This is a genomic window from Acinetobacter sp. Q85-2 (genome assembly GCF_013420555.1).
Classification (GTDB): Bacteria; Pseudomonadota; Gammaproteobacteria; order Pseudomonadales; family Moraxellaceae; genus Acinetobacter; species Acinetobacter indicus.
This window is the reverse complement of the sequence record NZ_VOXW01000008.1, coordinates 35,518-60,958: the sequence shown is the minus strand read 5'-3', so window position 1 is coordinate 60,958 and position 25,441 is coordinate 35,518. Positions and strand designations below refer to the sequence as shown.

Here is a 25,441-nt window from a genome sequence, read left to right as displayed (position 1 = left end):
AGACGCCCAAACAATGAAAAGAGTTTTGCCCTGCGAACTCAAAAATAAATTTTGAGGATTCTTATCAGCTTTAAAAAGTAAGACCTACCGACACAAAGTCATGTACAAATCACCATGCACATTGCGCTCATGTCTCGACATTAAAATAAAACAGCCATAAAAAAGCAGACCAAAGTTACCCAAGGTCTGCCCTGCCGTATCGCCGGATTATTTTACCAGCTTACGAAGATCCTGACTCAGATCGAGATATTTGTCAGCCTCAAAAGCCGCCTGTTTGCTGATCAGCTTTTTCAGGTGACGCATGTCTTTGGCTGCATTCACGGTAATCCCGCCAACGATCACGCCATCGGTGACACCAAACAATACGAATGATGATTCAGCACGCAGTTCAGGTTTAATCTCGCCACGCACATGCCATTCAGCCGCTGCCATATCACCAACAAACTGATAGTTGATGTCCAGCTGATCGGTCCAGAACCAGGCCGGGTTTGCCGCTGGATGTTCAACGCCCATCACGTGACGCGCGAAGATACCCGCTTGCAGGTTGGCATTTTCCCAGGTTTCAACGCGGCGGTGGTTACCACAGTCACGCAGTTGCGTGGCCACGTCACCCGCTGCATAAATATCCGGATTTGAAGTCTGGCAGTTTTCATTGACCTTAACCGCAAAGTCCGCATCCAGACCGGCTTCAACGGCCAGCTGTGCATTCGGGATAATCCCGATGCCATAGACCACAGCATCTGCACGCAGCTCTTCACCGCCTTCCAGTGTTACCACAATTTCTTCGCCATCCAGCTTGCATTCTGCAATCTGGGTCGACAGGCGTACATCAACACCGGCCAGTTGTTGCTGCTCCAGCAGGAACTCGCTCAGGATGCGTGGTGATGAACGACCCATCACCATTGGACCCATTTCAATCACGGTCACTTCACATTCTTTAAAGCGTGCGCTTGAGGCAAGCTCCAGACCGATGACACCGCCACCAATCAGGATGATACGGCGGCCCGGCTGTAATACCGGCACCAGCGCTTGTGAATCTTCCAGGTTACGCAGGGTGTACACGTGTTTACCCAGCGCATCGAAGTTGGGTAAACGACGCGCTGCACCACCGGTGGCCAGCAGTAACTTGTCATAAGCAACGACATCACCGTTTTGCAGTTCAACCGTTTTTGCCTCGGCATTGATTTTGGCCACACCGTTACCACGGATGGTTTCAACGCCCAGTTCCGCCAGTTTTTCTTCTGACAGAATTTCGATTTTGGTTTCGGCTGGTTTGAGAATCACATCTTTAGACAAAGGCGGACGCTCATACGGCAAATGGGTTTCATCCCCGATCAGGGTGATTTTGCCTTCGTATTTGTTGCCACGTAATTCCAGAATTGCGCTGGCACCGGCCTGACCTGCACCGACAATCACGATGCTGTTTACATTGCTCATTCAGTTAACCTTTTAATTCTGCAGAAACGATACCGAAACCGGCAATCCACTCGCTGATTTCTTCATAGCAGTGGGTGGTCATGTCATATTCGCCCAGCTCATGCAATGCAGCAAATGCCGCCATCCATGAACGGACTTCCTGACCGCCACGGCCGCCATCACGACGGATTTCCGCTTCAGTCATGGCTTCCAGTGCTGCGAAATCTGCCTGCTTGAATTTCTCCAGCAAAGCAATATCCCATTCCGCATTCAGCGGGACTGCCACAGAAGTATCCCCCGCGGCCAGCTTCTGACCCACGGCAATAATTTTTGCCTGACGGGCTTCACGGGCTTCCGGGGTCGGGTTACGACCGGCAATCAGGAATTCTTCCACTTCTGGTGGTACCGAACCCATTTGCGGGGTTGGTGGATCGTGAGACAGACCACCCGTACCCAGAACCAGTACGCGTTCGTTTTCAAGATTCAGTGACTTGATAAACTGACCGACCGCACGACCTAAAGCGATGGTACGTTTGGTGGTTGGCATTGGTGCAGCTGCACCATTAATGAAAACTGGAATAGTAGGATAACGATCGAGCTGACCACCACACAGGAAATGTAATGGCTGGGTCACACCGTGGTCGGCCTGCATACGATACGAATAGGCCACATCCACGCCTTCATCGAGGACACGGCGAACCAGATTGAGTGCAGTTTCTTCAGGCACATCAATCTTGTTGTTGTCTTTACCATAGTCCCAGTCACCTGCTGCAGTGGCACGAATACCCACACAGAAACTTGGCATCAGGTCATAGAAGAAACCATTGAAATGGTCTGGACCAAAGGTAATGATCAGGGTTGGATCGTAGGCTTTGACTTCCGCAGACAGTTTTTCAAACGCCTGACGAACAGCTTGTTCTTTGCGTTGTTCTTGCGGAGTGGCAAACTCCATTAAAGGACTGTGCGATGCACAAATAAGTTTAACGGCCATGTGTGACTCCTAAACGGAAGGCAGCCAAAAGGCTGCCGGGTTAGTCCATTATGTTTTAAGGCGTGAATTACTCGTCAAAGAAACCGGCACGTGGTTGACGTAAACCACGAATGCCCAAGCCACATTCCGCGTTAATCAGCACGCCGGTCAGTGGACGGTTGTTTTGACGTGAAGCCAGCAGCACATATGAACCGGTCATATCTTCTGGTTCTGGCAAGAAGTTCAGTGGCATACCACGGGCAATTTTCTCAGGATCACGTGCATCGAGCAGGCCAACATTTTCCTGACCGAGTGATGCCGCGCCTTTGATATTCACATTCATGGCAGACGGTGCCACGGCATTGACACGAACTTTTGGCGCTAATTCATAGGCCAGTTCTTTCATGATGCCTACACCGGCATGTTTGGATGCGGTATAAACAGGACCACCGCCCGATGAATACAGCGCAGAGTTTGATAAAGTGAAGATAATTGAACCTTCAGACTTGATCAGTTCGTCTAGCGCTGCTTTGGCACCCAGGATCAGCGACTTGGTATTAATGCCCATGATTTCATCAAAGGCTTTATCCAGTTGCTCACCCGAGGTGTTGACGATATCGGCATAGTGATCCCAGATACCGGCATTACCCACAAAACAGTCAAGCTTGCCAAAACGCTCAACGGTCGCTTGAACAGCACGGACATTGTCTTCATAGTTGGCAACATCACCAGCGATTGCAAGAATTCGGTCACCGAAGTGTTCCTGTAAAGCATCAACTTTAGACTGAGAACGCTGAAGAACGGCCACCTGTGCTCCTTCTTCTAAAAAACGCTCAACCAAAGCCCAGCCTAAACCTGAACCACCACCAGTGATGAGTGCAACTTCGCCTTTTAGCCAACCCATGATTACTCTCCTGCCATCTCTACATATAACGCGCCATCTTCAACAATCACTGGGAATGTCTGGATTGGATCTGTTGCTGGCAAGCACAGTGCCTGACCAGTTTTCAAACAGAAACGTGCAGAGTGCAGCGGACATTCAACTGTACCGTCGTCTTCCAGATAACCTTCAGACATCGATGCATTACCATGTGAACAGCGATCATTCATTGCGAAGAATTCACCGCCATTGTTGAATACTGCCAGCGCATCGATACCGTTTACGCCGCAGTCCACTTTCAATGCTTCGCCTTCGTCAAGCTCGTCAACTTGGCAAACAAAAATCTTATTCATTAGAAGAACACACTCAGGTTATGTGAGTTATAGGTAACTTGGTCAAGCGTGATCTTACGGTTGAAGATCTGGAAGCCTAAGCCGCCTTCAACTTTACGGATCTTGTCATGACGCTTACCACAGTAAATCGTAACGTCTTTCTCTTTTTGGGTACGGTACAGTAAATAAGTCACGTACACATCGTATTCGCCTTCTACTTCAGACGCTTCAACAATCACGTTAGACACCATGTGAGTCGTACGTGATGGAGGCTCTTCTGCCCAGGCCATACCGGTTTCAAGACGGGCAACACGACGTTCCAACAGATCTTTCGTATCGTTGAACACCCAAGTCGTCGGTGGTTCAACCGAACGACGACGGTCACGGGTTTGTGCGTTTGGTGTGGTACGTAGCGTATAAGAAATATCTTCAGCTAGCGTGTCTAACCACTCGCGGAATTTCCAGTCATCAAGAAGCTTGGCTTCTTGATACAGGAACTGACTGATCTGGTGATGAAGTTCTAAGCTGATTTGACTCATTTCATAAGCTCCTTCTCGTATTCGTCAGCCGCTTTTTCAACGTCTTCCCATTTTTCATGGATCAATAAATCTGCCCAGCGACGGTACATACCGCGTGCTGCAGTTTCAGAGAAAATGTAGTTGGTGATGCCCGGGATACCATCTTCACGTACTTTCTCGTTGCCTTTACCCATCTCAACGATCAATTTGTTTTGACGTGCTTTATAACCACGTAAAACTTTCTGAATCTCGATCCAGTTCTCAGAGTCATCTTGCTCCAGGAAGCCGGCAGGACCGAATGCACGCGTTGCAGAGCGTTCAAACGCTTCTTTCACTTCTTGAGACGCTTCAGCATCGGCAATACAGAATGCCCAAACTTCAGTTTTGTTTGGACCACGTGGGTGCCATACGCGAAGTGTTGCAGTACCGTTCAACCAAGACAGTGTCGGGAACATGGTGTTGTGACCTGCAAGACGCAGCGCACGTACTTCACCTAGACGCTCTTTTACTTCTTCATACGTTTCGCGGAAGTAGTTGGCCACTTCACCGTCAACCCAAACGTTTGCATCTGGTTTCTCTGTGAAGAAGAAGCCTGAACCGTGACCACGTGAACCGTATTGCAGTGCATCTTTTGCAGTTTCCCAAACTGGACGAGCCGTTTGAGCAGCACCTAATTTCTTGGTTGATTCGTCGTCTGGTTTCGCGCCAAGTACCTGAATCGCAGATGCGTGAGAGAACAGAGCGTGGTATTGGTCAGATGCAAACTGTTCAGCTGCAAATTTCCAGTTACACTCGATTTCCCACTTGTGTACACCACCGATGATTTCAGTACCACCTGGACGACGGTCTACAACGCCATCAAGATACCAAGCGATATCACCCATGTATTCTTCTAGATCTGGTGTGGTTTCATCCCAGCAGCCGAATACCAGGCCTTTGTAAGACTTCACACGGTTTACTTCAACCAGACCCCATTGCTCTTTACATGCACCATGCGGGTAAGCACGATCTTCAAGCGGGATGTCTTTTAAAGAACCGTCAATACCGTAAGACCAGCCGTGGTATGGGCAAGTAAACGCACGGGTATTACCACAGTCTGCGAAGCTTACGCGCATAGAACGGTGACGGCATTGGTTTAAGAATGCTTTGATCGAGCCATCTTTTTGACGTGCCACAATGATCGGATCTTCACCCATATAGGTATTGAAGAAGTCGCCCGCCTTAGGAATTTGGCTTTCATGGCAAAGGAATAACCAGGTACGACCAAATACACGTTCAAGTTCTAACTCGTAGATATCTGGATCAGTATAGATAGATGGCGTAATACGTCCATTTTGTGCATCGACTAAAGCGTCGATTTCGCGCACATCAATTTTTCCACTCATTGAAAGCTCTCCTGTGACCGACACAACGGCACAAAATAAATAGACTCAACTTTGCATGGATAATGATTTTTTAGCGGGGTTTAGTGAAATATTTTTTTTGTTTTAATTAAGATATTTTATCAATTACTTATCGCTTATTTCTCTTTATTAAAGCATTAATAAAATTTGAAAGCCTATTTATTTCCTAAATGGCAGAATAATCTTCACCTAATAGTTGATTATAGACTATACTCTTAAGACATGATAGTTAGACATTTTTTGAATTAATCTTTTGGAATGGGTTTATGGAATTACGTCACCTTCGCTATTTCATTACCGTGGCTGAAGAACTGAACTTCAGTAAGGCTGCCTTGAAGCTCTACACAGCCCAGCCTTCTTTAAGTCAACAGATTAAAGACCTCGAAGAAGACGTTGGCGTAAAACTGTTACACCGGACCAAACGTAAGGTCGAACTGACAGAAGAAGGCGCAGTGTTTCTGGAACAGGCGCGCTTGACCCTGGCGCAGGCCGACAAAGCCGTGGCTATGGCGCGTCAGGTGTCCCAGGCCAAACAGCAGATGCTACGCATTGGCTTTGTACCGGTCGCGGAAATGAAGATTTTCCCGTATGTGTTGCCGAATCTGCGCGTACAGAACCCCGATCTGAAAATTGAATTGCTCAGTATGAACAACAATGATCAGATGAAAGCCATTAAAAAAGGTGAACTGGACATCACCTTTACCCGTCACAACTTTAACAGTGATGAAATTGAAAGCCAGTTCGTGCTGCGCGAACCGCTGATTTTCATTTTGCCAAAAGACCATCCGCTGGCCAAATACGAACGTATTCCGGTCAAAGCTCTTAATGGCATTGATTTTATTATTCCGGCCGCAGAGCAGTCGCAGAATCTGCACGACATGATTCTAAACTTTGCCAAGACCAATGGTATTGAATTTAATATTGTGCAAAAAGCCGACAACATCCTGTTCAATATCAACTCGATTGGTATGGGACTGGGTTGTACCATTTTGCCGGGCTACATTGCCCCGCTGACCATGAACAACACCATCATCCGTCCGCTGGATATCGAACTGCCTTATCTGGACCTGTATGTCAGTTACCGTAAAAACAGCAACTCGCCATCGGTCGACAAGTTTATGGAACTGTTGACCCGGGTGTTTTATCTGGATATTAACCGCGATTAAGCCGCGCTTTGGCTGACTGCCTGCCAGCATCATTATTTCGAGACTAAATAATGGTGCTTTTTTTATGGCCAATTTGCCGACTTTTTAATCAGATTAGACTTAAGTCGCAGGCTTTTTTGCACCATTTTTTATCATTTTTGCACTTTTACGACTTTTTCTCTGCTAGCCGCACAGATTTATTTTCAGCCGCAAACTACAACTTAAGTCTAATAAGCTAGACTACAGTGAAGTGCCGCTATGTTCTGCCCCTGAAGCAGGATGCTAGGCATGCTTTTATCTGTCATGGGCCAGATCAAAGGAATAAGAATGATAAAAACACCGTTTAGCCATATTAAAACCGGGATGCAGTCTCATCCTTATTTTTTTATCAGTTTTCTGATCACCACGGTGCTGTACGGTATTTTTCAGTGCTTGAGCCCGTGGACCTGGTCGACCTGCCTGCTCATCAGCTGGAATATTGCCGTGTCCGGCTATCTGCTCTTTACCCTGCTGAATTTCTGGCACAGTGATCATCAGCATATTCTGCAACGCGCCCAGCAGCAGGATGCCAGTAAATGGCTGATTCTGTTACTGCTGTTTCTCACCCTGGTGATGTGTTTTATTGCGATTATTGTCGAGATCAACTTATTTGCCCAAACCGACTTTGCACGCATGGGGCATTTTCTGCTGGCGATTACCACTATTTTATGTGCCTGGCTGTTTATGCATACCATTTTTGCGATTCACTATGCGCATGACTATTATCTGGCGCTGCAACAGCATCAGGCAGGTGGGCTGGAGTTTCCGAAAACCCCTTACCCGACCTATCCGGATTTTCTCTATTTTAGTTATGTGATTGGCACGTCGGCACAAACCGCCGATGTCAGCATCAGCTCACGCGCGATGCGTATCCTGAACACGCTGCATATTGTGCTGGCCTATATGTTTAACACCACTATTCTGGCGATTTGTATTAATCTGGTGGCCAGCTTTATTCAGCACTAAACCGGTTGAGCCAGAAATTCCGCCCATAAAAAAAGGATGGCCTGTCACCATCCTTTTTTCGCTTTTATCACCGGCTTATTTTACGCCGTGCGCCGCCAGGTAGTTTTTAATAACTGTGTTGAACTCATCGGCTTTTTCAACTTGTGACCAGTGACCACATTGGCTGAAGATGTGTGCATCTGCATTTGGCACCACATTCAGGATGTCCCAGGTACGGGATACTGGAATCACCACGTCTTGAGTACCATGAATCAGAAGTACAGGTACGGTGATGTCTTTCATTTTTTCGAAGTCTAACGGGAATTCGAAACGGTCACGGTCACGCGCACCCACCACGTCCATTAAACGGTCAGATGCATAGTCATTTGCAGCCGAGTCAAAACGGACTTTCACCAGTTCGTCTGTAATCAGGTCTTTGTTCACCACGAACATAGACAGTGTCTTACGGATCCCTTCTTCAGTCAGTACTGGGTTCGCGTGCGCTTTCAGTGCCGCAGTTTGCTTGGCACCACCGGTACCCATAGACACGATACCCAGAACGCGCTCTGGATAATCCAGTGCCAATTGAAATGCCAACCAGCCACCTAAAGAGTTACCCACCAACCAGGTTTTCTCGATACCTAAAGCATCTAAGGTACGGATTGCGTGATCAACCCAGGCACGGATCCCGTATTGGGTACCCGGTGCAACAACGGTTTGACCATAACCAATGGTATCAATCGCGATACAACGTGCCTGTTCACCAATTTGTGGCAGGTTTAACCACCAGTTGGCCGCTGCAGATACACCCGTACCTGAACCGTGCAAGAACAGAATTGGCGTACCTTCACCAATTTCATGGTAATGGGTGAGTTCACCTTCTGCGGTTTCAATCCATTTATCTTCTAAGCCAAAGAATGAATCTGTTGTATAGTCAGGGATTTGGACAGTGCTCATACTTACTCCTCATACAGTCTTTAGCTTGCGTTTCCCTCAATCTTGGAAGGTCTGGACGTCAAGTGACTCGTTGAACATGCGTTTTCTATAGGCTTATATTAACCGCTCCTGCGCTTTCAACTGATACAAAATTACGATTTTAAGCTACAAAAAAACGATTATTTAAGCCATTGTTTTTAAACATTTTAGTTAATTTTAAATCCTTATTTTTATTAGGACTTTCATCTGTTTTTACATAAAAAAGAGCAGCTGGAGGTGCAGCTGCTCTTTGAGCTTGACCAATTAGAATGTATAGGTATAGGTCGTCGCGATACGGTGTTCTTCTAGATCGTTACCACCTGAGATATTGTCATAGTTGGTATCAATAAACATGTAGTTGAAACCTAAACCTTTTAGCTTACCTTCTGGTACCACATAGTTCACAATCAGGTTGTTTTCATTTTCTTTGCCACGCGGTTCGCCTGCACCATTATCGACATCCCAACCACGGAAATGACGTGCAGTTGCGGTTAAACCTGGTACACCCACATCAGCAAAGTTATAGGTATAACCCAAGCTCCATGATTTTTCATCTTTACGGATAAAGCTTGCCACCGACCAGTTGTCTAGATAAGGCTGTGGTACCCAACCACCCAATGTCGGGAACATTGGCGCTTTGTTACCATGCTCTCCAAACATTTGCTGGTAGCCTAATTGTACTGTGTGCATACCATGGTTGATTTTTGCACCTGCAGACACGGCCTGGCTGTCAATCTTGCCATACAGCTGGTCACCCGATTCGCTGTTGTCAAAATAACGTACATGGGTGTCTAACTTGGTGTTTTCAGCCAAGGTCGTTTTATAGTTTACAGCGGCATAGTGTTGTTGGTAGATGTTGGTGACATCGGCATACCAGTAACTACCACCCACTTTTGGGGTGAATTGATGATCAATCCCGGCAATATACATACCGTCATCTGTACTGACTGCTGTCGCAAAGTTGTTTTGCGGAAATAAGCTCAGGTCATGATATTGATTTTCATAACGTGCATTAATGCCATCTAAATATGCCAAGGTCAGTTTAGTATCTTTAATGTCCTTAGACTCTAACCAGGCACCACTATAAGTAGTCAGTAATTGGCGAGATGGATCAAAGAATACCACTGGTGACATTGGTAATAGATCACCAACCTTCAACTCAGTTTCAGATACCTTAACTTTTAAGGTTGCACCAACTTTACCAAAATGATCTTTAGATTCTTTGCCATCGTGAGGTAACACCCAATCCGGATTTTGATCACGGCCGTTGAGTTTAACTGCATGTTGAACCAGTACATCTGCTCCAATTTGCACGCCACCACCAATATCATGATAACCAGACTTGGCATCCAAAGTTACCGCCTGTGACCATGAACCAAAGTTCAATTCTGGTTTATCTTGATACTGACGATCTAAATAGAAATTTTTAAATTTAAGTTGAACATTGCTGTCATCAATAAAATCTGCATATGTAGCAGAAGTTCCTAAAGTTGCTGTCGCAGCAAGCATTGCTATCCATAATTTTTGACGACGCATGGTAAATTTTCCCATTCAGCAGATAAAAACAATGCCGTCATCATGCGTAAGCATAATCAAATAGAAAATCCGACCACAGTATTAAACATTTATCGTTTTGGGCATTTTTTTGATTTCACAGCGCTTTTTTTATTTTTTTAAGATATTTCACCAATCATTTCCCTGCTAAATACTCTCCACCCTGCAAATATAAACCCCTGTTATTCATATTATTTTTCACTGTATTTTTTATTTATTTTGAGTTTTTAGGCTTTATTTATTGGTTTTAACATTAACACTTTAACTAATAGCTTTTAACTATCAGTATTATTTATAAAAAATTTAATATTTAAAACAATTCAGCTTTTCCCCGAATTTAAACCCCTTAGCTTTCCATTCCCCCTTCTCCATCCTTTTAAAATAAATCTCGGCTGATCATTTAAAAGACTTTTTATATAAAAATAAGATGCGTTTTAAATACATTGATCTGTGTGATTTTAAATCCGGATTTATTTTTAAAGTGTGATATTAAGCAACTCAATCACACCAATAAAAAAAGCACCCCAAATATATTGGAGTGCTTTGCTTAAGCCAGTTTTAAAATTAAAACTTAAGCTTGCATTTCACGTGCTTTAGACATAGTAAGCGCCAGGTCTTCAATCATGTCTTCCTGACCGCCCACTGTACCACGGCGACCAAGTTCCATCAGGATTTCACGCGCAGACACGCCATATTTCGCTTCAGCGCGTTTTGCAAACAACAGGAATGAAGAGTAAACACCCGCATAACCTAAAGTTGCCGCATCACGGTCTGCACGAATTGGGTTGTGCATCATTGGAATCACAAGGTCTTCAGCAACGTCTTGTACTTTGAACAGGTCAACGCCTGTATCCATACCCATACGGTTCGCTACAGCAATGAACAATTCAAGTGGTGTGTTACCCGCACCCGCACCAAGACCTGCAGAGGCCAAGTCCACACGTACTGCACCTGCTTCAACCGCAGCAACCGTATTTGATACACCCATACCTAAGTTGTGGTGACCGTGGAAACCGAGTTCGATGCTTGGGTCAAGGTGTTGACGTAAGTGACCCACGCGGTCTTTCACGTCTTGAGGAAGCATGTAACCTGCTGAGTCTGTGACATAAATACAGTTCGCACCGTAAGACACCATCTTCTGTGCTTCTTCTAAAAGACGCTCAGGAGAAGCCATGTGAGCCAGCATTAAGAAGCCCACGGTGTCCATGTCGAGTTTACGAGCAGCAGTGATGTGCTGTTCAGAACAGTCCGCTTCTGTACAGTGTGTTGCAACACGAATCGTTGATACACCAATTTCATGCGCCATTTTCAAATGATCAACTGTACCGATACCAGGAAGAAGCAGTGCAGACACTTTCGCATTCTTCATACGTGGCACAACAGCAGACAGGTATTCTTCGTCAGTAGCAGCAGCAAAACCGTAGTTCACTGATGAACCACCAAGACCGTCACCGTGGGTCACTTCAATTAAAGGTACGCCTGCATCATCTAATGCTGTTGAAATGGCAATCATTTGCTCAACAGTGGTTTGATGGCGCTGCGGGTGCATACCATCACGTAAAGTCATATCATGAACAATAATCTTAGACATGAGGTTGCTCCTTAAGCTTCAGCAGTGTTGAAAACGTGTTCAGCAAACATTTCTGCAGTACGTGCAGCTGCTGCTGTCATGATGTCGAGGTTACCTGCATATTTCGGCAAGAAGTCACCTAAACCTTCGACTTCTAAGAAGATCGAAACACGGTTACCGTCAAAAATAGGACCGTTTACCAGTTTGTAACCTGGTACATATTTTTGCACTTCTTTAATCATCGCATGTACAGATTCAGTGATCGCAGCTTGATCTGGCTCACCTTCAACTAAACAATGTACTGTGTCACGCATCATCAGTGGTGGCTCAGCTGGGTTAATGATGATGATCGCTTTACCTTGTTTCGCACCACCAACTTTCTCAATTGCACCTGCAGTAGTACGGGTAAATTCATCAATGTTTTTACGCGTACCTGGACCAACTGATTTCGTCGATACCGTTGCAATGATTTCGCCATATTCAACCGGTTGAACGCGAGAAACCGCAGCAACCATTGGAATGGTTGCCTGACCGCCACACGTTACCATGTTGACGTTTGGCACTTCACCAGCCGCAAGCAATGCTTCCAGGTTGACAGGTGGTACGCAGAATGGACCAATTGCAGCCGGTGTTAAGTCAATCATTAACACGCCAAGTTCATTGAGCTTGCGGCTGTTTTCTGCGTGTACGTATGCAGACGTTGCATCGAATGCAATTTTGATGTCATCTTCGATTACGTGAGGAAGAAGACCATCTACACCTTCAGCCGTGGTTTTTAAACCCATTTTCGCCGCACGCGCCAGACCTTCAGATGTAGGATCAATACCCACCATCCATACTGGCTCTAACCATTCGCTACGTTGTAATTTGTAAAGCAAATCAGTACCGATGTTACCTGGACCGATCATTGCACATTTAATCTTTTTCATGAATGTACTCTCTTAAAATTCTGATCAGGTTGGGGCTTATTCAGCAGCGAATGCCGCTGTAACTGAACCAAAGCCTTCAATTTCAACTTTGAATTCATCGCCTGGTTGCGCCACAACCATTGGCCCTAATGCACCTGTTAAGATGATGTCGCCTTTTAACAATGGACGACCACGGCGTACCATTTCATCTGCCAGCCAGACTGCAGCATTCAATGGGTTGGCTAAACAGGCTTTACCCACACCTTGAGAAACCACTTCTTCACCGCGGGTCATGACCATCTTACAGTTCACAAGATCCAGGTTTTCCAGTTTTACCGGTTGAGAACCCAGTACAAACGCCGCTGAAGATGCGTTGTCTGCCACGGTGTCAATCAGGCTGATTTTCCAGTTTTCAATACGGCTATCCACCACTTCTACTGCTGGCAGTGCGTAGTCAGTTGCACTGATAATGTCAGCATAGGTGTGTTTTTCTTTGGTCAAATCTTCTTTAATGACCAGTGCAATTTCTGCTTCAACTTTCGGTTGAATCAGCAAACCTGCAGGAATGGCTTCACCATCACCATAGGCCATATCTGCAAACAACATACCGAAATCTGGCTGATCAACACCCAGTTGTGCCTGAACTACCTTCGAGGTCAAACCAATTTTGCGACCTACTAAACGGCGGCCTTCTTTCAACGCGCGTTCGGTATTTACTTCTTGAACTGCGTACGCGATATCTACATCAGCAGATTCACCGCCTAATTGTGGGCGAATCGGTGCAATCGCAGTTTGTGATAATTCAGCATCTCTTAACGCTTGAGCAACTGATGCAACAACAGCAGAATTCGACATCAATGTTTCCTTAAACTGCAAAAATTGGGCTTATGCTGTTGACTAGATTTTCCGGCATGCAGCTGAACATCGGCCGATATAGGGGGGACTGATCAGAGCGGCAACAGGCTGTTGCTGCCGATCTCTAGCAAACGCGCATAGATATAAACTGATTTAGAATCGGAAAAATGGACTTTTTATGCCAATACTTATTTTATTTTTTACAATAGCTAGAACCTATAACACAGCCACAACTCAACCGACACGAAGCCCCTGATAGCTATAGATTTCCGAGTATTTCTATCCACTTTTTAAGAAAATCTGGATGAGAAGTTTCAGCGCTTAAGGCTTCGGTATTAGACGATTTTATCAGCAGCTTTTAGAGGCAATAAGGCTGCACAGTGTTTATACAGCCTCTAGAACAGAAAAAGAAAGACGAAACTTTGCAATCACGCAACATGCCCAGGCAGAGATCAATATAAGAAGGAAGAAAATAAGCTCTTGAATAAAAGAAGAAGCGGCAAGAGGTTCACTTCTTCTGAAAAGATGCTCTCCCACCTAGATGGCCTGTTTCATTTGTACCTGCTGTAACAGGAACTGATGCAGGCTGCTGACATCCCCGGCAATTTTTAGCGGTTGAAACAGCTGTAACACTTCGACCGTATGTACCCCATAGCTGACACCCACACGCGGCATGGCAATAGCCTGCGCCATTTCCAGATCATAAGAGGTATCGCCGACCATAATTGCCTGCTCAGGGCGCACCCCGGTTTCTGCCAGAATTTCTTCTAACATTAAGGGATGCGGTTTAGAGCGGGTTTCACTGGCGGCACGGGTCGCAGCAAACAGATTCATACTTTGAGTCTGCTGCAATACACGATCTAGGCCTTTACGACTTTTACCGGTAGCCACCGCGAGTTTTACCCCGGCATTCTGTAAATCATCCAGCATCGCCGCCACACCATCAAACCAGACATCGGTTTTGGAGTTGGCTACATAGTGCTCGGAATAGCACTGTAAAATCTCGCCATGCAATTCCGGCACCATCGGGAACAAACGCTGCGCCACTTCAGGCAGGCCCAAACCGATAATGCTTTTGGCTGCTTCATCGGTTAAGGGTTGCTGAAACTGCTGTGCAGCGAACTGTAAACTCGCCACAATTTGACCGACTGAATCAAACAAGGTGCCATCCCAGTCGAAAATGATGAGTTCTACAGCTGTATTCATATATGGTTTCCTCGATTTGATTCGGTTTAAATCCACCCCGACCCTCCTTTAAAAAAGAGGGAGAGCTTCATTAGAAAATAACTTTTATTGCAAGATCACAACAGATATTAATTACCCAACGGCGACATCCATGTCGCCTTTCGCACATTTCGGATGCAGATATCATTTACTATCGCAACGCTCCCTCTCCTGAACGAGTTTAAAGCACTGCTTTAAACGACGTGCAAGAAGGAGACTTGCGCAGCAGTGCTGCTCAGGGAGAGGATTTTTCCGAAATTTAATCTCCCCCTTTCGGAACAATGTTCCTCATCTTTAATTTTAATAAAGAGGGAAATTTCCCACTTAAATAAAGCAAGACGAACGAGAATTAAAAAGCCAAAGATTACTCATCATCTTCTGCAAGCGTTACCACCTTATCCGCCTTCTGCGCTCTTAACTGCGCCACCAGACTCTGCATATCTTCAGGCAATGGTGCTTCAATGGTTGGATAACCCGGAATCTCCAGACGCATGGCGTGCAAGCATAAACGGCGTGGTTTAGGCCCGCGATATTCGGTTTCATGACCGTATTTTTCATCACCCACCAGCGGATGGCCAATACTCAGACCATGCACACGAATCTGATGGGTACGTCCAGACAGCGGCGATGCATAGACCAGTGTGGCATGCATAAAGCGCTCTTGCACATTCCACTGGGTTTTCGATTCTTTACCTTCTTTAGACACACGCACGCGACGTTCGCCATTGGCCAGCTCATAACGATGTAGAGGTGCATCAATCAGCTGTTTGTCCAGCGTCACCTGTCCTTTCACCACCGCAGCATAGGTTTTACGGATTTTGTGCTCACGCAGCATGTCCTGCAAGGTTTTTAATACGCTGCGTTTTTTCGAAATCATCACCAGACCCGAAGTATCGCGGTCAATGCGGTGAATCAGCTCCAGATATTTTTTCCCGGTGGCCGCGCGCAAGCCCTCAATCAAGCCATAGGCCACACCACTGCCCCCATGCACGGCAATGCCCGATGGCTTGTTCACCACCATCAGCCCTTCATCTTCATAGATGACCCGGTTCAGCAAGCCTTGAGCAACTTTATCTGACACCGGCGCCGGGGTATCATCTTTCTGTTCAAAACGGATTGGAGCAACCCGGATCTGATCGCCAATATTCAGCTTGGTTTCGGCTTTGACCCGTTTTTTATTGACCCGCACCTGACCTTCACGAATCAGACGGTAAATCCGGCTTTTGGGCACGCCTTTTAAACGGCTAAACAAAAAGTTGTCAATCCGTTGCCCCGCTTGATGCTCATCGACTTCAAACCAAGTGACACTTTGCCATTGTTGGGTAGAATTCATACAGTTACGACGACCTAAAAAAATACTAAAATTGATTAAAAACTGATCACTTGGGCTATGCTTTACACAAGAAACATAAGCTTAGCCCATAGGCAGATGATGCAAGGTTTGATATAGTCAGCGCACGGAAACCATCGTAAGTGGGTAAAAGTTGGGTCATTTCGGTTTTTACTGAAGTTGATTATTCAATCAAACACTCCACTAAACACGTAAAGGTCCCAAAAGAATTATGCCGACGCCGAAGGCTTATTATATCGGCAAAACTGCAAACTGTTGCGTTTAATTGTACTTAAGGTACATAAATCAGTTTGCCTGAAAAAATATGTCGCCAACCTCAAGTTGGTTTTTAAACGTAAACTGATACACATCAGACTAGTCGTTCCCTGATGTCGCATTCAGGCTACAGCGTTGATACATTGGATCTGCACAAATTGTAAAGATACGACGATAATTCCGTATCAAGACACTCGACTAAAAGAAGGGATGATCTTTGAGCAATGTGACAGTGAAAGTTACTCACATCCAATGTACCGCTCGTCCGCCAGTGAAACGACCAGGTGACTTTAATCGTTTAAAGATTGAAGCCGTATTGACATCATCAATACGTGAATCATCCACCGAAACCCGATTATCAGGCCGGTAGAGAAACGTTCAGACCGCTGTATTTGAGATCTGAACCATGATCCGTGATGTTTGATGCTCGCTACGTATAGAGCGATGTTTTGCTGTGTATCACTATAAGGTGTTACACCCATGAAACGTATGTTGATTAATGCAACACATGCTGAAGAAATTCGCGTTGCACTTGTCACTGGTCAGCGTCTTTACGATTTTGATTTAGAAAATCGTACCCGTGAACAAAAAAAATCAAATATCTATAAAGGTCATGTGACTCGCGTAGAGCCATCTTTAGAAGCTGTATTTGTTGAGTATGGTGCCGGTCGTCAAGGTTTCCTGTCGATGCGCGAAATTGCCAACTCTTACTACAAGGCCGATCCTCGTCAAACTTCAAATATTCGCGAACTGATTACTGAAGGCACCGAACTGCTGGTTCAGGTAGAAAAAGAAGAGCGCGGCAACAAAGGTGCTGCCCTGTCGACCTTTATTTCACTGGCGGGCCGTTACCTGGTCCTGATGCCAAACAACCCGAAAGGGGGTGGTATCAGCCGTCAGATTTCCGGTTCAGTGCGTGAAGAACTGAAAGAAATGCTGGCCTCTTTAAACGTGCCACGCGGTATGAGCGTGATTGTACGTACTGCCGGTATTGGTCGTTCTCAAGAAGAATTACAACTTGATTTACAGCATCTGCTAGATCTGTGGGCGCAAATTCAAAGCACCTCAAGTTCTGGTCCATCGCCAATGCTGGTGCATCAGGAAGCCGGTGTCGTCACGCGTGCCATTCGTGACTACCTGCGTGATGATGTGGCTGAAATCCTGATTGACTCAGAACAGGCCTATAACGAAGCTTATAACTTCGTAAAAGCGGTGATGCCACGTCAGCTCGACAAGTTAAAAACCTATACCCTAAATGAACCACTGTTCGCGCATTTCGGTATCGAAAGCCAGATTCAAACCGCCTATGAACGCGAAGTCAAACTGCCTTCAGGTGGTTCAATCGTGATTGACCAAACCGAAGCATTGGTGTCAATCGACATTAACTCGGCAAAATCAACTCGTGGTCAGGACGTTGAAGATACCGCACTAAACACCAACCTGGAAGCTGCTGAAGAAATTGCACGCCAGTTACGTTTACGTGACATCGGTGGTCTGGTAGTAATCGACTTTATCGACATGACCAAAGACCGTAACCAGCGTATGGTGGAAGCCAAGCTGCGTGAAGCAACGCAAAGCGACCGCGCGCGTATCCAGTTTGGTCAATTGTCACGCTTTGGTTTAATGGAGATGAGCCGTCAGCGCTTACGTCCATCTTTAGAAGAAGCGACCGGTTATGTTTGCCCACGTTGTCATGGTACCGGCATGGTACGTGACTTACGTTCTCTCTCACTGTCGATTATGCGTAAAGTGGAAGAGATTGCGCTACGTGAGCGTCATGGTGAAGTTCAGGTTGAAGTACCGGTTGAAATTGCAGCATTCTTATTGAATGAAAAGCGTCACAGCCTGGTTTACCTTGAACAAACCTCAAATGTACGTGTAACGGTATTGCCGCACCCGCATTTAGAAACCCCACATTACGAAATCTCTTACAATCCGGAAGGCTTTGCCCCAACCAGCTATGAACGCACAGCAGCCACCCGCTTAAGCGAACAGGAACTAGGTTATGAAGCCTCTGAATGGCATTTAGAAGAAGAACAGCACGCTCAGCATGCAGCTGCGCCTGCAGCACCGCAAAAGGAACAGAAGCGTCCAGCCAAAGCTCAAGCCGCTGCGCCTGCACAAGTGGCCCCTGCTGCCGCTGCACCAAGTGCTAGCCCATGTGCATGGTTAGAAAACCTGTTTGTGCAAAAACAGGCCAACACGGTTGATCAGTCACGTAGCGCCAACAATGCGGCTGCAGCGATTGAGCAAATGGTCAATAATGGCGCAGTTAGCCGTGGCCAGTTCGGTCAGATTGCAGCTGCGGCGCCTGTGGCTGCACCAGCAGCAGCAACCAGCAATGCTTATCTTGCCCCATCAACTGTGGCCAAGCATGAGCGTGATCACGCTGAAAAACCGGCTGAACGTGAAGAAAAATCATCACGTCACAACAACAAAAAGCGCAGCAAGCACAAAGAGCCGCGCGAGCAAAACAGCCAGAATGACAACAGCCCAGCACAGCATCAGGTACACGAAGAAGTGGTGCAGCTGTCACGTCAGGAGCAACGTCAGGAAGCGCGTGAAAACAAACGCAACTCCCGCCGTCAGCACAACAACAATGAACAGACGCAAAACGAAGCGCAACAGCAAGATGCTGTGCCACGTCGTGACCGTCGTAACCAGCAACGTCCAGAGCGTCCAAATCGCCACCGCGATGCCAGCGTGCTGAATGACACGGCTGCACCGGCAGCAGCTACAGCAGCACCAGCCGCTGAAGCACAAGGCCTGAAAGTGGACCTGGTGGATGCACCACGTCAGGACGTGATGCCAACTGCTCTGGTGGTGAATGTTGATGCTGCACAAAGTGAAATTGTCGCGCTAAACCAGAACGCAGCCGCTGCACCTGCAGCAACTGCTGAACTTCCGGTTGCGACCAGCACTGAAGCAGTAGAAGAAGCACCAGTACCAAAAGAAGAAGTGGCACCTGCGGCAATTGTGGCTGAAGAGCACAAATCGCAACCGGTGAAACGCGCCAGCAACGATCCGCGTCAGCGTCGTCGCCAGCAACGTGAAGGTCGTGCGCAACAAAACCAGCCGCCAAAGCTGTCACCATCTCAGGTTCCAGCCTTGCAGCAGTACACGGTAGGCAGCCTGATCCGTCATGTGTATGGTGAAGATTGCTCGGTACTGATTGAGCAGTTTGGTTTAATCCCAACCTTTAACCGCGCCCTGCAAAAGTTCACTGAACAATATGCAGCCAGCCTGGTCGCTCAAGCACCTGCGGCAGAAAGCCAAAAGCAGCCTGTGACCCGTGATGTTGAAGTCAGCAAAGCTGAGCCAGAAGCAGAACCTGCTCCTGTGCTGGACCTGACTCCACCAGCGCCAGTCAAACGTGTGGCCAATGATCCGCGTGAGCGTCGTCGTTTAGCCAAACTTGCTGCCGAACAGGCGCTGGAACAGGCCAAACAGGCCCATGCCGACGAAGCAGAAAAAGCACCCGCTAACGATGCACCAGCAGAAACTGCGGCGGACGCTCAAGCAGCTGAAGCAACAGAAGCCACTGCTGCAAGCAGCACAGCAGCACCTGTAGAAGCGACTGCCGAGCCAGCAGCAACTGAAGCAGCACCAGCGGCTGAAACCACTGCGACTGAAACTGAAGTGGCGACTGAAGAAAGCGCTGCAGCCGAAGCACCGGCTAAAGAAACAGCGAAAGCTGAAGCAGCGCAACCAGTACAGGCTGAACTGCCAGTTGATGCAGCAGATGCCAGCGAAGCACCGGCAAATGCAGAAGCTGAAGCTCCAGAAGCCGCAGCAGACAAGGCCGAGAAAGAAAAACCGGCACGTCCGCGTCGTCCACGTGGCCGTCCACCAAAGAAAGCCAACACCTCAACTGAGTCATAATTTGCTTTTTTGCAGGTGAATAAAAAAATCCAGTCATTTCGGTGGCTGGATTTTTTTTGTTAATTTGTCAGATTAGGTTGATTACACTACAACGAAACGATTAAAACCTTAAAGTGCAATATTCATGCGCTAGAACTACAGATTGGATGTCGAGAATAAATAGGATTCATATGAGCCATACAACACAACATGATCTTATTGGTCTGGCCGATGTCGCCGCCAAAATTCCAAAGTTTATCGGCAAAGTCCCGAATCTTATTCAGGGTCTGAGTCAAGCCTATTTACGAACGCCATCCACCCCTGCCGGTCTGGGCATTGCCTTTGAAAAAGCGGTCAAACGTAATCCGCATGGTCTGGCTTTAATGTTTGAAGAGCAGCGCTTTAGCTACAAAGCCCTGAATGAATGGGCCAACCAGATTGCCCACTATTATCTGTCACAAGGCGCACGCAAAGGCGATGTGATTGCGGTAATGCTGGAAAACCGCCCGGAACTGATCGCGACTGTCATCGGTCTGGCCAAAATTGGCGTCACCATTGCACTGGTAAACACCTCACAGGTCGGCAAGGTGCTGACCCATAGCATCAATCTGGTCAAACCGGTCGCGCTAATTGTTGGCGAAGAATGCCGTGCTGCGGTAGAGGAGATTCGTCAGGCGCTGGATTTACCGGCAGATCGTCTGGACTGGTTTGCCGATCAGGAAACCCAGCGCGATGCCGGCAAAGCTCCGAACGGCTTTAATAATCTGGCCGAAAAGATCGACCATTTCCCGAAATTCAATCCGCCGACCACACATTCGGTCCAGGGCAAAGACGGCCTGTTTTATATCTATACCTCGGGAACCACCGGCCTGCCGAAAGCCGTGGTGTTCACCCATAGCCGCTGGACCCTGGCTTACGGCACCTATGGCCATGTGCTAAATCTGAATCCAAAAGATGTCATGTATGTGACCCTGCCGCTGTATCACGCCACCGGTATTGTGGTGTGCTGGTGTGGGGTAATTGCCGGTAGTGCAACCCTGGCAATTCGACGTAAATATTCCACCTCCAGCTTCTGGAAAGATGTACAGAAATTTAATGCCTCCGCCATTGGTTATGTCGGCGAGCTGTGCCGCTACCTGATGGATGCACCGCCATCTGCGCTGGATCAGGACCATCGTGTTACCAAAATGATTGGGAACGGTATGCGCCCGAATATCTGGAACAAGTTTAAACAGCGCTTTGGGATTGAAGAAATTCTGGAGCTGTATGCCTCCAGTGAAGGCAATGTTGGCTTTAGCAACATCTTTAACTTTGACAATACCGTTGGCTTTTCTCCAACCCCCTATGCGATTGTGGCTTTCGATAAAGAAAAAAATGAACCGGTCCGGGATGCGCGCGGCTGGTGCCAGAAAGTCAAAAAAGGTGAAGTTGGTTTATTGATTGGCAAAATTACCCGCCGTTCGCCGTTTGATGGCTATACTGATCCGGAAAAAAACAAGGCGGTGATTTTAAAAGGCGTTTTCCAGCGTGGCGATCAATACTTTAATACCGGTGATCTGGTACGAAATATCGGCTTCCGTCATGCCCAGTTTGTTGACCGCCTCGGGGATACCTTCCGCTGGAAAGGCGAGAATGTCTCCACCACCGAAGTGGAAAATATACTCTGTGATTATGACAAAATTGCCGAAGCGGTGGTCTACGGCGTAGAAATTCCAGAAACCAATGGTCGGGCCGGAATGGCGGCCATTACCTTAAATGCCGATGCAACACTGGATGAACATGACCTGCAGCAGATGGTGAGCCAGTTTAAACAGGCCCTGCCCGGCTATGCGGTTCCCGTATTTTTACGGATTCAGGCCCAGGTTGAAACCACCGGCACTTTTAAATATCAGAAAAACAAGCTCAAAGAACAGGCATTTAATCCGGCAGCTACCACGGATCGTTTGCTGGTGTTGCTGCCCGGTGCAGCGGCTTATACTGATCTAACCCCGGAAATTTTCGAGCAGATTCAAACCTATCAATACCGCTTCTAAGCCCAAAGTTGTCTATTTTTTGATTCCCTAGCATGAATTTGTTTCATTTATAATCAAACATAGACAACTTTTTTATTTTTTACTTGCGCTCAAACGAGATCTTGCTACAATACGCTCCATCAAATGATATGGGTCGTTAGCTCAGTTGGTAGAGCAGCGGACTTTTAATCCGTTGGTCCCGCGTTCGAGTCGCGGACGACCCACCACTCATTTGAAAGCCTAAGATGGGTCGTTAGCTCAGTTGGTAGAGCAGCGGACTTTTAATCCGTTGGTCCCGCGTTCGAGTCGCGGACGACCCACCATCTTTCCTTAGGAACTCTGCAAAAACTCCAGTTCTTGCATCTTAAAAAATAAGCAGCTTATTTTTTATTCCTCAGGGTCGTTAGCTCAGTTGGTAGAGCAGCGGACTTTTAATCCGTTGGTCCCGCGTTCGAGTCGCGGACGACCCACCATTTATCTTCCAGAATAAATATCTTCGCTTCCCTACTCTGCATTGCACATTTATATGCTGGGCTGCATCGTATCTGCGCTACAACCTCAATATTAATGTGGATGAAAGAACGCTCAATCTGCTTTTTTAATCGGCCGACTTTTCCAGATAATAAGCATGTGCCGGTAAAGGATTACGGGAAAAATACTGCTGATTTACCGTCGATACTGTGGCAATTTTTTCTAAATCCATGCGTAGATTCTGCGTGTCATCAATATCATAAAAAATTTCCACCCCATTACTGCGATGCACAATAATCTGGTGCGTGGTTTCATCATACATCCAGTAATCCAGATGATAATTCATTTGTGCACCGGCCATGACCCGGCCCAGATAGACGATGGAACGATGTGCGGTGCCATCGGGCAATAAAGTCAGAATAAAATCGACTGTACCGGTCTCACATTTGACATAGGCATCTTCACAGCTAATTTTTACCTGATACCGGCCGACATAGGCCAAGGCCGCTTCCGGCACCACGGCTTTATCGGCATCTTTTGCAGATGGAAATACCGGTTGGCCAGCCACTTCACTCAGGCGTTTACTTGGCACATCTTCCGTCACCTGCAGGTCTGCCACGGGTGTAAACGGCTGTGCCTCCTCTCCTTCTTGACTGTTAAACGTCGGGTCACAAGCGGCCAAAGACAGGCAACAGATTCCCCATAACCATTTCGAACAATGCACAGCCAATATGGTGTCTCCCGGGTATCAATAAAAATAGCCACCGTATGCCTTTGCATCAGGTTGATGGGCTCACAGCGAAGCTATTGAAATTATATGAATTTTCACCCAAATCTACAGTTTTTGTAGACCTGTTTCAAGATTTTAAAGCGCAATATTTATACCGTGTCATTTTATTTACATAAATTAACGATTTATAGCGCATTGACCCTTTAAAAACGGAAATAGGTCGCCAATTTTATTTTATGAGTTGTTGATTGACTCACCATTTTATTTTTTAAGGAGACCTCAATGGCCAATGTTGGTTTATACCGCTCTAACCGCTCAAACATGATTGCAGGTGTAATGGGTGGTATTGCTGAACGTTTTGGTTGGAATGCAAATTTACTCCGCATTATTTTTGTGTTGGTATCCATTATGAGTGCCGCCTTCCCGGGTATTCTGGTGTACTTGGTACTGTGGCTGGTGATGCCGAAAAAGAAAGCTGAAATTGAACACGTGAATGGCTATCGCAATCCGGTACGTACCATTCATGAAGATCAGAACAGTTACCGTTAATCTTCATTTTTCTTGCACAGTTTAAAGCTACGGTGGACCCCTATTACCGTAGCTTCTTTTTTCTGGCTTTAACTTTCCGTAGTTTTGCTGCGTAGCCAGATCAGACGCTGGTTCATGGCGGCAATCATATCGGCGCGGCTAATAATCCCGACCAGCTGCTGCTGTTCCACCACTGGAATATAGTTAAACGAACGTTCCACAAAATACGGGACCAGATCGGCAATACTCTGATGTGGTTTTACCGTCACCACCTTGCGGTTCATAATGTGTTTGACCTGATGCTGCCATGACATCCGCACATCGGTAGCATGTTTAAACCATTCCACCACTTCATACAGTGCCAATGTGCCGACCAGTTGCTGCTCGGCATTTACCACCGGCAAGCTCATTAAATTGACCTGCTTGAACTTGTCCAGCGCGAGCTGGATATCATCATCCTGCTGCAAGGTAATCACATCATGGGTCATGATATCTTCACAGCGCCATTCCTGCACGTTTTCATCCTGCATACGCGCATTGGCCTGATATTGCGCTTCCAGAATAATTTTCTGCAAATCGTATTCACTAATGTCCAGCAGCTCGGTCTGATGCTCCAGTACATGATGAATATCTTGCGGCTGAATGGTGACTTTCTGGGTCGGGGTCGGGTCTTGCGAACGCAGATTCAGCTGGGCCTTGTGCGGATATTGCTTGCCGGTCAGTCGGTTAAACATCATCGCCACCAGCAGCAATAACAGCGAATTTAACAGCACCGGATAAAAGATAAATAAATAGCCCAGTTCACTGACCGCCTCACCGCCCAATACCGCAGTAATTGCCACTGCACCACTCGGTGGATGCAGCGAATCAGTCGACATCATTAAAATAATAGATAAGGCCACCGCCACACTAAAGGCTTCGGTCAGATTCGGAATATACAGCGCACAAGTCACACCAATAATGCCGGCAATAGTATTGCCAATCACCATATTCCACGGCTGTGCCAGCGGACTGGCCGGCACCGCAAACAGCAATACTGACGACGCACCCATCGGCGCGATATACCAGGCATTAATATCGCCCAGAATCCATAAGCTGATCAGTGAAGATAAACTTAAGCCCAGCAAAGCACCCAATCCGCACAACAGACGTTCTTTCAGCGGCAGTAATTTGAAATTGGGTTTTAAGATTTCTAACCATTCAGATTGCGGATGAAACACGGGAATCCTTTGTGATTTTGGCGACGGCCGCCATTATAAAATGAAGCAGCTTATAAGATGTATTCATTCTATATCTTATAATTATGAATTTTTCTGTTGAGATGTATATCAGTATAGGCACACTGAATCATCCTCTTTTTAGAAAAAATTGATAAGCTCTTCATTTTAAAAACATCGTTTTTGCGTACACACCGTTCAGCGCAGATGATTGCGCTGTATACACCAGATGAAACCGATCTTTGAGAAAAATGACTGAAATGACAATGCTGGGTTTTCCCC

The 25,441-nt window shown here is 46.7% G+C and carries 20 protein-coding genes and 3 tRNA genes; 8 read left to right on the top strand and 15 right to left on the bottom strand.

Annotated features, from left to right (window positions below; all coding sequences use genetic code 11):
- Positions 1-207: 207 nt before the first annotated feature.
- The 6 genes from hcaD to hcaE form a co-directional block, all read right to left on the bottom strand.
- On the bottom strand, positions 208-1,437 hold the full coding sequence (gene hcaD, locus FTT68_RS06185) for a 3-phenylpropionate/cinnamic acid dioxygenase ferredoxin--NAD(+) reductase subunit (protein WP_160241646.1): 1,230 nt from the start codon (positions 1,435-1,437) through the stop codon (positions 208-210).
- 4 nt (positions 1,438-1,441) lie between these two features.
- Entirely contained in the window at positions 1,442-2,407 is a 966-nt protein-coding gene (locus FTT68_RS06180) for a 3-carboxyethylcatechol 2,3-dioxygenase (RefSeq protein WP_005182005.1), read from the bottom strand.
- Positions 2,408-2,474: 67 nt separating this feature from the next.
- Positions 2,475-3,290 carry a 3-phenylpropionate-dihydrodiol/cinnamic acid-dihydrodiol dehydrogenase gene (gene hcaB / locus FTT68_RS06175; RefSeq protein ID WP_005182001.1) on the bottom strand — a complete coding sequence of 272 codons (816 nt, stop codon included), beginning with the start codon at positions 3,288-3,290 and terminating at the stop codon, positions 2,475-2,477.
- A 2-nt stretch (positions 3,291-3,292) separates the two neighbouring features.
- The gene (gene hcaC / locus FTT68_RS06170) at positions 3,293-3,619 is read right to left on the bottom strand and encodes a 3-phenylpropionate/cinnamic acid dioxygenase ferredoxin subunit (RefSeq protein WP_005181999.1); all 327 of its coding nucleotides are present in this window, start codon (positions 3,617-3,619) and stop codon (positions 3,293-3,295) included.
- Positions 3,619-4,137 (bottom strand): 3-phenylpropionate/cinnamic acid dioxygenase subunit beta, encoded by a 519-nt coding sequence (gene hcaF / locus FTT68_RS06165; protein WP_005181997.1) that lies wholly within the window; start codon positions 4,135-4,137, stop codon positions 3,619-3,621. Before hcaF ends, hcaC begins: the two co-directional genes overlap by 1 nt.
- Entirely contained in the window at positions 4,134-5,501 is a 1,368-nt protein-coding gene (gene hcaE, locus FTT68_RS06160) for a 3-phenylpropionate/cinnamic acid dioxygenase subunit alpha (protein WP_005181982.1), read from the bottom strand. Before hcaE ends, hcaF begins: the two co-directional genes overlap by 4 nt.
- 284 nt (positions 5,502-5,785) lie before the next feature.
- On the opposite strand from hcaE, the gene hcaR reads away from it, so the two are divergent.
- Positions 5,786-6,685: a DNA-binding transcriptional regulator HcaR gene (gene hcaR / locus FTT68_RS06155; protein ID WP_005181980.1), complete on the top strand. Its 900-nt coding sequence runs from the start codon at positions 5,786-5,788 to the stop codon at positions 6,683-6,685.
- A 306-nt stretch (positions 6,686-6,991) separates the two neighbouring features.
- Positions 6,992-7,669 carry a DUF1345 domain-containing protein gene (locus tag FTT68_RS06150; RefSeq protein WP_160241647.1) on the top strand — a complete coding sequence of 226 codons (678 nt, stop codon included), beginning with the start codon at positions 6,992-6,994 and terminating at the stop codon, positions 7,667-7,669.
- A 75-nt stretch (positions 7,670-7,744) separates the two neighbouring features.
- On the opposite strand, the gene FTT68_RS06145 is transcribed toward FTT68_RS06150, so the two are convergent.
- The 7 genes from FTT68_RS06145 to FTT68_RS06115 all read right to left on the bottom strand — a co-directional run bounded on the left by FTT68_RS06145 (position 7,745) and on the right by FTT68_RS06115 (position 16,067).
- A complete protein-coding gene (locus FTT68_RS06145; protein ID WP_005181976.1) occupies positions 7,745-8,605 on the bottom strand; it encodes an alpha/beta fold hydrolase in 861 nt (286 codons plus the stop codon).
- A gap of 282 nt (positions 8,606-8,887) precedes the next feature.
- Positions 8,888-10,159 (bottom strand): OprD family outer membrane porin, encoded by a 1,272-nt coding sequence (locus FTT68_RS06140; protein WP_005181973.1) that lies wholly within the window; start codon positions 10,157-10,159, stop codon positions 8,888-8,890.
- 589 nt (positions 10,160-10,748) lie between these two features.
- The gene (dmpG, locus tag FTT68_RS06135; RefSeq protein ID WP_005181971.1) at positions 10,749-11,768 is read right to left on the bottom strand and encodes a 4-hydroxy-2-oxovalerate aldolase; all 1,020 of its coding nucleotides are present in this window, start codon (positions 11,766-11,768) and stop codon (positions 10,749-10,751) included.
- An 11-nt stretch (positions 11,769-11,779) separates the two neighbouring features.
- Positions 11,780-12,676 (bottom strand): acetaldehyde dehydrogenase (acetylating), encoded by an 897-nt coding sequence (locus FTT68_RS06130; protein ID WP_005181969.1) that lies wholly within the window; start codon positions 12,674-12,676, stop codon positions 11,780-11,782.
- Positions 12,677-12,712: 36 nt separating this feature from the next.
- Entirely contained in the window at positions 12,713-13,510 is a 798-nt protein-coding gene (locus tag FTT68_RS06125) for a 2-keto-4-pentenoate hydratase (RefSeq protein ID WP_005181967.1), read from the bottom strand.
- 537 nt (positions 13,511-14,047) lie between these two features.
- Positions 14,048-14,716, bottom strand: coding sequence for an HAD-IA family hydrolase (locus FTT68_RS06120; RefSeq protein WP_016659605.1), 669 nt, complete (start codon positions 14,714-14,716; stop codon positions 14,048-14,050).
- 382 nt (positions 14,717-15,098) lie between these two features.
- Entirely contained in the window at positions 15,099-16,067 is a 969-nt protein-coding gene (locus FTT68_RS06115; RefSeq protein WP_016659606.1) for an RluA family pseudouridine synthase, read from the bottom strand.
- A 753-nt stretch (positions 16,068-16,820) separates the two neighbouring features.
- On the opposite strand from FTT68_RS06115, the gene FTT68_RS06110 reads away from it, so the two are divergent.
- From FTT68_RS06110 to FTT68_RS06090, 5 genes are all read left to right on the top strand, one after another.
- Positions 16,821-20,222, top strand: coding sequence for an Rne/Rng family ribonuclease (locus tag FTT68_RS06110; RefSeq protein ID WP_160241649.1), 3,402 nt, complete (start codon positions 16,821-16,823; stop codon positions 20,220-20,222).
- 170 nt (positions 20,223-20,392) lie between these two features.
- On the top strand, positions 20,393-22,234 hold the full coding sequence (locus FTT68_RS06105; protein WP_016659608.1) for a long-chain-acyl-CoA synthetase: 1,842 nt from the start codon (positions 20,393-20,395) through the stop codon (positions 22,232-22,234).
- A gap of 130 nt (positions 22,235-22,364) precedes the next feature.
- Positions 22,365-22,440: transfer RNA gene (locus tag FTT68_RS06100), tRNA-Lys, on the top strand.
- 20 nt (positions 22,441-22,460) lie between these two features.
- A tRNA-Lys gene (locus FTT68_RS06095) sits at positions 22,461-22,536 on the top strand.
- 74 nt (positions 22,537-22,610) lie between these two features.
- Positions 22,611-22,686: transfer RNA gene (locus FTT68_RS06090), tRNA-Lys, on the top strand.
- Positions 22,687-22,811: 125 nt separating this feature from the next.
- On the opposite strand, the gene FTT68_RS06085 is transcribed toward FTT68_RS06090, so the two are convergent.
- On the bottom strand, positions 22,812-23,408 hold the full coding sequence (locus tag FTT68_RS06085) for a hypothetical protein (RefSeq protein ID WP_228718931.1): 597 nt from the start codon (positions 23,406-23,408) through the stop codon (positions 22,812-22,814).
- A 288-nt stretch (positions 23,409-23,696) separates the two neighbouring features.
- Between FTT68_RS06085 and FTT68_RS06080 the strand changes: the two genes are divergently transcribed.
- A complete protein-coding gene (locus FTT68_RS06080; protein WP_005181954.1) occupies positions 23,697-23,963 on the top strand; it encodes a PspC domain-containing protein in 267 nt (88 codons plus the stop codon).
- A gap of 68 nt (positions 23,964-24,031) precedes the next feature.
- Here FTT68_RS06080 and FTT68_RS06075 read toward each other — a convergent pair whose 3' ends face one another.
- Complete coding sequence (locus FTT68_RS06075; protein WP_005181952.1) at positions 24,032-25,162, bottom strand: HPP family protein; 1,131 nt, start codon at positions 25,160-25,162, stop codon at positions 24,032-24,034.
- Positions 25,163-25,441 lie beyond the last annotated feature (279 nt).

Bases quoted from the DNA above. Each gene is read 5' to 3' on its own strand.
- FTT68_RS06125 (WP_005181967.1), bottom strand. From the start codon at position 13,510: ATGTCGAATTCTGCTGTTGTTGCATCAGTTGCTCAAGCGTTAAGAGAT.
- hcaE (WP_005181982.1), bottom strand. From the start codon at position 5,501: ATGAGTGGAAAAATTGATGTGCGCGAAATCGACGCTTTAGTCGATGCA.
- FTT68_RS06115 (WP_016659606.1), bottom strand. From the start codon at position 16,067: ATGAATTCTACCCAACAATGGCAAAGTGTCACTTGGTTTGAAGTCGAT.
- FTT68_RS06110 (WP_160241649.1), top strand. From the start codon at position 16,821: ATGAAACGTATGTTGATTAATGCAACACATGCTGAAGAAATTCGCGTT.
- FTT68_RS06150 (WP_160241647.1), top strand. From the start codon at position 6,992: ATGATAAAAACACCGTTTAGCCATATTAAAACCGGGATGCAGTCTCAT.
- FTT68_RS06140 (WP_005181973.1), bottom strand. From the start codon at position 10,159: ATGCGTCGTCAAAAATTATGGATAGCAATGCTTGCTGCGACAGCAACT.
- FTT68_RS06120 (WP_016659605.1), bottom strand. From the start codon at position 14,716: ATGAATACAGCTGTAGAACTCATCATTTTCGACTGGGATGGCACCTTG.
- FTT68_RS06080 (WP_005181954.1), top strand. From the start codon at position 23,697: ATGGCCAATGTTGGTTTATACCGCTCTAACCGCTCAAACATGATTGCA.
- hcaF (WP_005181997.1), bottom strand. From the start codon at position 4,137: ATGAGTCAAATCAGCTTAGAACTTCATCACCAGATCAGTCAGTTCCTG.
- hcaB (WP_005182001.1), bottom strand. From the start codon at position 3,290: ATGGGTTGGCTAAAAGGCGAAGTTGCACTCATCACTGGTGGTGGTTCA.
- FTT68_RS06180 (WP_005182005.1), bottom strand. From the start codon at position 2,407: ATGGCCGTTAAACTTATTTGTGCATCGCACAGTCCTTTAATGGAGTTT.
- FTT68_RS06130 (WP_005181969.1), bottom strand. From the start codon at position 12,676: ATGAAAAAGATTAAATGTGCAATGATCGGTCCAGGTAACATCGGTACT.
- hcaR (WP_005181980.1), top strand. From the start codon at position 5,786: ATGGAATTACGTCACCTTCGCTATTTCATTACCGTGGCTGAAGAACTG.
- hcaC (WP_005181999.1), bottom strand. From the start codon at position 3,619: ATGAATAAGATTTTTGTTTGCCAAGTTGACGAGCTTGACGAAGGCGAA.
- FTT68_RS06145 (WP_005181976.1), bottom strand. From the start codon at position 8,605: ATGAGCACTGTCCAAATCCCTGACTATACAACAGATTCATTCTTTGGC.
- dmpG (WP_005181971.1), bottom strand. From the start codon at position 11,768: ATGTCTAAGATTATTGTTCATGATATGACTTTACGTGATGGTATGCAC.
- hcaD (WP_160241646.1), bottom strand. From the start codon at position 1,437: ATGAGCAATGTAAACAGCATCGTGATTGTCGGTGCAGGTCAGGCCGGT.
- FTT68_RS06105 (WP_016659608.1), top strand. From the start codon at position 20,393: ATGAGCCATACAACACAACATGATCTTATTGGTCTGGCCGATGTCGCC.